7 protein-coding genes are annotated in these 7,489 nt (G+C 43.2%); 2 read left to right on the forward strand and 5 right to left on the reverse strand.

Going from position 1 to position 7,489, the window contains the following annotated elements; genetic code table 11:
• Positions 1 to 120: 120 nt before the first annotated feature.
• Positions 121 to 1,341, forward strand: a complete 1,221-nt coding sequence (locus tag B9J87_RS02715) for an ammonium transporter (RefSeq protein ID WP_019281009.1) — start codon at positions 121 to 123, stop codon at positions 1,339 to 1,341.
• Between the two features lie 169 nt (positions 1,342 to 1,510).
• Positions 1,511 to 2,248 carry a Sir2 family NAD+-dependent deacetylase gene (gene cobB, locus B9J87_RS02720; RefSeq protein ID WP_094149315.1) on the forward strand — a complete coding sequence of 246 codons (738 nt, stop codon included), beginning with the start codon at positions 1,511 to 1,513 and terminating at the stop codon, positions 2,246 to 2,248.
• A 31-nt stretch (positions 2,249 to 2,279) separates the two neighbouring features.
• Here the strand turns inward: cobB and B9J87_RS02725 are convergent, their stop codons facing one another.
• The 5 genes from B9J87_RS02725 to potA form a co-directional block, all read right to left on the reverse strand.
• Positions 2,280 to 3,317: an extracellular solute-binding protein gene (locus B9J87_RS02725; protein WP_013856881.1), complete on the reverse strand. Its 1,038-nt coding sequence runs from the start codon at positions 3,315 to 3,317 to the stop codon at positions 2,280 to 2,282.
• Positions 3,318 to 3,442: 125 nt separating this feature from the next.
• Complete coding sequence (locus tag B9J87_RS02730; protein WP_029388221.1) at positions 3,443 to 4,477, reverse strand: extracellular solute-binding protein; 1,035 nt, start codon at positions 4,475 to 4,477, stop codon at positions 3,443 to 3,445.
• A 106-nt stretch (positions 4,478 to 4,583) separates the two neighbouring features.
• Positions 4,584 to 5,354 carry a spermidine/putrescine ABC transporter permease PotC gene (gene potC / locus B9J87_RS02735; RefSeq protein ID WP_013856883.1) on the reverse strand — a complete coding sequence of 257 codons (771 nt, stop codon included), beginning with the start codon at positions 5,352 to 5,354 and terminating at the stop codon, positions 4,584 to 4,586.
• Entirely contained in the window at positions 5,354 to 6,211 is an 858-nt protein-coding gene (potB, locus tag B9J87_RS02740; RefSeq protein ID WP_026027331.1) for a spermidine/putrescine ABC transporter permease PotB, read from the reverse strand. The genes potC and potB overlap by 1 nt, the downstream gene beginning before the upstream one ends.
• Entirely contained in the window at positions 6,195 to 7,331 is a 1,137-nt protein-coding gene (gene potA / locus B9J87_RS02745) for a spermidine/putrescine ABC transporter ATP-binding protein PotA (RefSeq protein WP_017047640.1), read from the reverse strand. The genes potB and potA overlap by 17 nt, the downstream gene beginning before the upstream one ends.
• Positions 7,332 to 7,489 lie beyond the last annotated feature (158 nt).

Raw genomic sequence — 7,489 nt, forward strand, 5'->3', positions numbered from 1 at the left:
GTTTATTTTGGAATGTATTTTGCTTTAAGGCTGTTCAATACCAATAACTCACTATATTGGTGAGAAAATAATCAAGTAGCACAGGATTGGTGCACAACATTTCAATGGAGAATCACTAAGATGACTCAAACCGTAAGTCAGGTTCAAGGTGCCGTACAAGCCCTGACTCAAAGTTCTGATACGCTATTTTTGCTGCTCGGTGCAATCATGGTGTTTTTAATGCACGCCGGATTTGCCTTTCTTGAGGTGGGGACTGTGCGTAAAAAGAACCAAGTGAACGCGCTGGTAAAAATTCTCGCCGATTTCGGTATTTCTACGATCGCCTATTTTTTTATCGGTTACTGGATAGCCTACGGCGCTCATTTCTTTGCTGATGCACAAACCCTTGCCCAAGGGAACGGCTATCATCTAGTTAAGTTCTTTTTTCTATTGACGTTTGCCGCCGCTATTCCTGCTATCGTTTCTGGAGGCATTGCCGAGCGCGCTCGGTTTTACCCCATTCTCATTGCTACTTTTTTCACAGTTGGGTTTGTTTATCCGCTGTTTGAGGGAATGATTTGGAATGGCAATTATGGCGTGCAAAGCTGGTTTGAAGCTCAATTCGGTGCTGCTTTTCACGATTTCGCTGGTTCTGTGGTCGTGCATGCGGTCGGCGGATGGATTGCACTCATCGCCGTCATGTTTCTAGGAATGCGTAAGGGAAGAGTACGTGCAGGAAAGCACACCAACTTTGCTCCATCCAACATTCCGTTCCTAGCATTGGGCGCGTGGATTCTTTGTGTGGGCTGGTTTGGTTTTAACGTCATGTCAGCGCAAACATTAAATGGAATTAGTGGATTAGTCGCGATGAACTCTTTAATGGCCATGACTGGTGGTATTTTAGCAGCGTTAATTGTCGGAAAAAATGACCCTGGCTTTATCCACAATGGTCCTCTAGCGGGATTAGTCGCGGTGTGTGCAGGATCGGACTTGATGCACCCACTGGGTGCCTTAGTGACGGGAGTGGTAGCGGGTGCTTTATTTGTTTGGTTGTTCACTCAACTACAAAACCGAACGAGAATAGACGATGTATTAGGTGTATGGCCATTACATGGTGTTTGTGGTGCATGGGGCGGGATTGCCGCTGGTATTTTTGGCCAATCATCACTCGGCGGCCTAGGTGGTGTCAGCCTCGCCGTTCAACTACTAGGAACCTTATTGGGTATTTCAGTGGCAGTATTAGGTGCCGCAATCGTTTATGGCTCTCTCAATGTATTGACTGGATTGCGTTTATCTGAAGAAGACGAATTTAACGGCGCGGATTTGGCTATTCATAAAATCTCCGCCATTAACGAAGATTGATTACATATAGACCGAAGCCGCGGGGTACTTCGGTCTATTTCATAGCTCGGTTTATGTCACAGAAAATAAGCAATCAATGGCCATTTTATACTATGGTCTAACCCTCAAAACTACTGTTGTTATTGCATCGGTGCTAAGCTAGCAAAAAAGCGTGCAATAAGGACATAGTATGAATTTCCCTTACAAGAATATCGTGATCCTCACGGGGGCAGGCATTTCAGCGGAATCAGGCATCAAAACATTTCGTGCTCAAGATGGGTTATGGGAAAACCATAAAATAGAGGATGTCGCGACCCCTGAAGGTTTCGCACGTGATCCCGATCTCGTACAGGATTTCTATAATCAGCGTCGTCGAAAACTCCAATCTGAATCAATACAACCTAATGCCGCCCACATCGCGCTTGGTAAATTAGAGCAAGAGCTAGAGGGAAACGTAACGATTATTACTCAGAATATTGATAACCTTCATGAGCGGGCTGGTAGCAAACAGGTGATTCATATGCACGGTGAGCTGCTTAAAGCACGCTGCAGCGTTTCTAACCAAGTAATAGAGCATAAAGACGACATTCTGAGCGGAGAGCTTTGTCATTGCTGTCAAATACCAGCTCAAATGCGACCTCATATTGTTTGGTTTGGCGAAATGCCACTACGCATGGGCGATATTTATTCAGCACTCGAGACGGCTGATCTTTTTATCTCTATCGGTACATCGGGCGTTGTTTATCCTGCTGCAGGCTTTGTTCATGATGCCAGAATGCATGGTGCGCACACCATTGAGATCAACTTAGAACCGAGTGCCGTTGAAAGTGAGTTTGAGGAAAAACGCTACGGTAAAGCCAGTATTGAAGTTCCGCGGTTAGTGGAAGAGATATTAGGGTTAGAAATGCCAAAAAAGAAACACGCCTAGAGTAGGCGTGTTATCTAAACATTGAATATGATCAATTATTTACTTTGAGCTTCTGGAAGTATTCGTCGTACAACACATTCGCTTCTCCCACCTCATCTTGCCAAAACCCGCTGTCCATCACAGATTGTGGAGGGAAGATATTAGGATCATTGGCGAAAGATTTGGGTAACAGTGAATAGGCTGTTTTAACGGGAGTTGGGTAACCAATTTCTAATGCGATTTTTGCTGCATTCTCAGGGCGCAATAAGAAATCAATCATCTTATGAGCCGCATCAACGTTTTTGGCCCCGGCCGGAATGGATATGCTATCCATCCAGAAAATCGCGCCTTTTTCTGGCCAAATAATGTCAATTGAAGCGCCTTCTTGGCGGGCCATATACGCCGAGCCATTCCATAACATACCTAAAGAAACTTCACCCGCTAAAAAAGGGTTTGCCGGAAAGTCGGAGTTGAACACTAACACGTTTGGAATCAGTTTTTTAAGCTCTTCATAGGCCGCTTTAATTTCGTCAGGATCCGTCGTATTAGGTGAGTAACCAAGCTTACTCAGTGCAATATGGAACACCTCACGAGCATCGTCCATCATCATCAACTGACCTTCCCACTTGGCATCCCATAAGTCGCCCCAGTTTTTGATCAGTGATTTATCAAGCATATCGGTATTAATACCAATCCCCGTTGCGCCCCAGATATAAGGGATAGAAAATTTGTTGTTTGGGTCGAACGATTTATTGAGATAGTTAGAATCAAGATCAGCAAAATGAGAAAGCTTAGCGTGGTCAATCTCCTGCAACATGCCTTCTTTACGCATTTTAGAAACAAAGTAGGTGGATGGCACGACAAGATCGTAGCCGGAACCTTGAGTCTTTAACTTGGCATACATGCTTTCATTAGACTCATAGGTTGAGTAAATGACTTTAATTCCTGTCTCTTTGGTGAAATCTTCGAGAACGTCGTGGGGGATATATTCAGACCAGTTGTAAAAATAAAGCTCTTGATCTGCAGCCATTGCAGGCGTAGTGAATAGAGTTGCTGCGCAAATAGCGCCAGCATACAGTGTGCTTTTCATTACGTTTCCATTTTAGTCGGTGCCAAAGCTTAACTAGGCAAGGGTGCGTGATACGAAAGTGCAAAGTATACCAGTTTTAACGAAAATAGGCAGCTAGTGCTGCCTATTTCATACTTTTTGCGGAATTATTGACCCGCTTTTAACTTCATAAAGTAATCTTCATACTGCACAGTTTTTTCACCAACGGCAGATTGCCATTCAACACGATCTAAATCATCTTGAGATGGGAAAAGAGCAGGGCTGTCTTTAAATTTCTCATTAGACGCTTTCACGCCGGTTAAATAACCCGTGTCGCGAGAAATTTGTTCTGCAATTTCTGGACGTAGCAAGAAGTCGATCATCTTATGTGCGGCTTCTACGTTTTTGGCACCAGAACTGATAGCAAAGTTGTCAACCCAACCGATACCGCCTTCTTTAGGGAAAACAAGCTTAATTGGCAAGCCTTCTTTTTGCGCCGCTGCAGCAGAGCCATTCCACAGCATGCCTAAGCCAACTTCACCAGAGAGGTAAGGAGCGGCAGGGTTATCTGAGTTAAATACCAATACATTAGGCATTAGTTTTTGCAGCTCAGCGTAGGCCTCATCAATTTGCTTTTCATCCGTAGTGTTACCTGAGTAACCTAACTTACGAAGGGCAATGTGGAATACCTCACGAGTATCATCCATCAACATTAGCTGGCCTTTCAACTCTGGGTTCCATAGGTCACCCCAGCTTTGGAAATCATTGGGATCATACATATCGGTATTAACCGCAAGCCCAGTGATAGCAACAACGTGTGGAATTGAATAATCATTATTTGGATCGTAAGGTTTATTCAAATAGTTGTTATCAAGGTTTTTAAAGTTGCTTAATTTAGACTTATCAATCTTTTGTAACATACCTTCATCGCGCATTTTAGAAACGAAGTAGGTGGATGGAACAACAAGATCATAACCTTGGTTGTGAGTTTTTAGCTTTGCATACAGGGTTTCATTCGATTCATAAGTTGAATAAATGACCTTGATGCCGGTCTCTTTCGTAAACTGCTCTAGAAGACCACTGTTAATGTACGGCCCCCAGTTCATGAATACTAGTTCCTTGTTTTCATCCGCTGTTACTGCTCCAGAGAACAAAGAAAGCGCACATGCACTACCAGCTAATAGAGTAGCCCATTTTTTCATTGACGTTAGCTCCAAACCAAACGTTGCCTATTTTTAGGCGTTAGATAGAAAAACAGAATGACGATTTGTCATTCTGTTTCGCGTAATGTATTACAAGATGTCGATTCTACTTCACTTTTTCCCTTGCTAACAACTGTGATGTGATTACTAGAGCCAATGAGACAACTAACATCACGGTCGCCAGAGCGTTAACTTCTGGGGAAATTCCAACTTTAACCATAGAATAAATCTTCAATGGTAAAATCTCGTAAGTAGGGCCGGTTACAAACGAGCTAATGATCACATCATCTAATGACAGTGTGAAGCTCAGCAACCAACCAGCCGCAACCGCCGGTTTCGCTAATGGCAAAATGATTTTGGTCAAAATCACCCATTCGCCAGCACCGAGATCTTTGGCAGCTTCGAGCATCTTTACATCAAATCCGTTGAGGCGACTGTAAACAGTCACAACAACGAAAGGTAAGCAGAATGTAATGTGTGCAATCAACAAAGTAAGAAAACCTAGCTGAGCACCTAACACTAAGAATAGCGCAAGTAGCGAAATTGCCATGACAATATCTGGGGACATCATCACAACAAACAACATACCATTAACTGCACGTTTACCTTTAAATTGATAACGAAAAAGGGCTACAGCAGTTAAACTGCCAATCAGCGTCGCTGCTGTGGCTGAAAAAACCGCTACATTCAGCGAGTGCCATGCGGCCTGAACTAAGCTGTCGTTTGCAACTAGAGCGTGGTACCACTTCGTAGTGAAACCGCCCCATTTAATACCAAATTTGTTGTCATTAAATGAGTTTACAATCAGCACTATGATCGGTAGGTATAGAAATACATACACTAAACTCATAAAGCTAAATCTAACTGTTTTGCCCATTAGTCTAGCTCCACTTTCTTATTCAATAACTTACCAGCACGATAGTATGCATAAAGCATTACAGCCATCGCCAGAGTCAAGGCAATGCTGGTCGCGGCGCCGAATGGCCAATCACGAGCATTCAATACTTGGCTCTTAATCACGTTACCAATCAGCAGGTTTTTCGCGCCACCGAGTAAGTCAGCAATGTAGAACATACCTAATGCTGGCAGTAACACCAATAAGCAGCCCCCGATGATACCCGGCATGGTCAATGGCAATACTACCTTGAGCAAAGTTTGAAGCTTATTTGCCCCTAGATCTCGCGCGGCTTCAATGTAGGTATCGTCCAATTTTTCAATAGCAGAATAGAGCGGAAGAATCATAAAAGGCAGCAAGATGTAAACCAAGCCAATCATTACCGCTGTCTCGGTGTACATAATACGCAGTGGTTTGTCTATGATGTCTAAAGCCATTAAAGCTTGGTTTAAGATGCCTTGCGTGCCCAGCACTATTTTTAATCCGTAGGTACGGATAAGAGAGTTCGTCCAAAAAGGAACAATCACCAAAAACAGCATAATTGGACGCCATTTTTGTGGCATTTTTGCGACAATGTAGGCAAATGGATAACCAATAACCAAGCAGAGAAGGGTAGCCACAATTGCCATATAGAAAGAGTGCATGAGCACTTTGGCGTAAAGTGGATCCAATAAGCGTGTATAGTTATCAAGCGTGAAGGTCATTTCAATTAAGTTGGCTTCATCGCGAGTCAAAAAGCTAGTACCAATGATCATAACGTTAGGGATTAGCACAAACAGCACTAACCACCCAACAATCAATGTGATAATAGCATTTTGAAGATTAAGCTTCTTGCTCATCATCGAGTACTACCTCCCAGCTTTCAACCCAAGTGATAGCGACTTTCTGACCGAGAGAATGGTCCACATCAGGATCATCTTCGTTAAAGAATTCGCTAACCGTCACGCGCATGCCTGATTCTTCCAATTCGACTACAGATTCTAGAGTCATGCCTTTGTAGGTACGTTCTGTCACGTGTCCAACAATGCCTTTTTCTTCTGACTCTTTAATCTCTTCGATGCGAAGATCTTCAGGACGCAGCAAAACTTGTAGTTTGTGTCCGGGTTGTACATTTTGATCGTGGTAAACCACCGCTTCAACACCTTCGATATGTGCACGAATACGCTTATCGTCAATTCGTTCAATCGTTTCAGCATTAAATACGTTGATCTCACCGATGAAGCGAGCAACAAATAGGTTTTTAGGGTCTTCGTAAATTTCACGTGGAGAGCCATCTTGCTCAATTTTCCCTTCACGCATAACAATAATGCGATCCGACATTGATAAGGCTTCTTCTTGATCGTGCGTAACGAAGATAAAGGTGATCCCAAGCTGACGTTGAAGCTGCTTAAGCTCCATTTGCATCTGCTTACGCAGTTTATAGTCAAGCGCGGATAAAGATTCGTCTAGCAACAGAACCTTAGGTTTATTAACAACGGCACGCGCGATAGCGATACGTTGTTGTTGACCACCAGAAAGTTGACTTGGTTTACGCTGGGCCATCGCGTCGAGACGTACCATCCGCAGTGCTTCCATCACACGGGGTTCAATGTCCGTCGTTGGCACTTTTTGCATACGCAAACCAAACGCGACATTTTCAAATACTGTCATATGTGGGAAAAGTGCATAGCTTTGAAAGACGGTGTTAACGTGTCTCTGTTCAGCAGGAACTTTTGTAACATCTTGATTATCAAGAGTAATTGAACCTTGATCTGCGGTTTCAAAACCTGCAATCATTCTTAGTACTGTTGTTTTACCACAGCCAGAAGGACCAAGTATCGTTAAGAATTCGCCATGATTAACATCAAGGTTTAGGTTGCCAATGATTTCCTTACCATCGAAACTTTTACTGATACCAGAAAGACGAACTACTGGTTTTCCTACTGATTTTTTTACGTTCAACGTCTGTTTTTCTCCCACCTTGGTCTATAGGGATGCCTATCTTACGACCTGTCGCTATACACAATTGAGGCGCGCATCATAATCACCAAAAGAGTGAATTCAAAGCGTTTTCTTATATTGATACAGAAAAAGTTTTGTAGGTAGCAGTAAAGATTGATTACCATACAGAACTAACT

The sequence above is a fragment of the Vibrio sp. V19_P1S1T109 genome (assembly GCF_002241375.1).
Classification (GTDB): domain Bacteria; phylum Pseudomonadota; class Gammaproteobacteria; order Enterobacterales; family Vibrionaceae; genus Vibrio; species Vibrio anguillarum.

Excerpts from the sequence above, each read along its gene's own strand:
- B9J87_RS02715 (WP_019281009.1), top strand. The coding sequence starts at position 121 with ATGACTCAAACCGTAAGTCAGGTTCAAGGTGCCGTACAAGCCCTGACT.
- cobB (WP_094149315.1), top strand. The coding sequence starts at position 1,511 with ATGAATTTCCCTTACAAGAATATCGTGATCCTCACGGGGGCAGGCATT.
- B9J87_RS02725 (WP_013856881.1), bottom strand. The coding sequence starts at position 3,317 with ATGAAAAGCACACTGTATGCTGGCGCTATTTGCGCAGCAACTCTATTC.
- B9J87_RS02730 (WP_029388221.1), bottom strand. The coding sequence starts at position 4,477 with ATGAAAAAATGGGCTACTCTATTAGCTGGTAGTGCATGTGCGCTTTCT.
- potC (WP_013856883.1), bottom strand. The coding sequence starts at position 5,354 with ATGGGCAAAACAGTTAGATTTAGCTTTATGAGTTTAGTGTATGTATTT.
- potB (WP_026027331.1), bottom strand. The coding sequence starts at position 6,211 with ATGAGCAAGAAGCTTAATCTTCAAAATGCTATTATCACATTGATTGTT.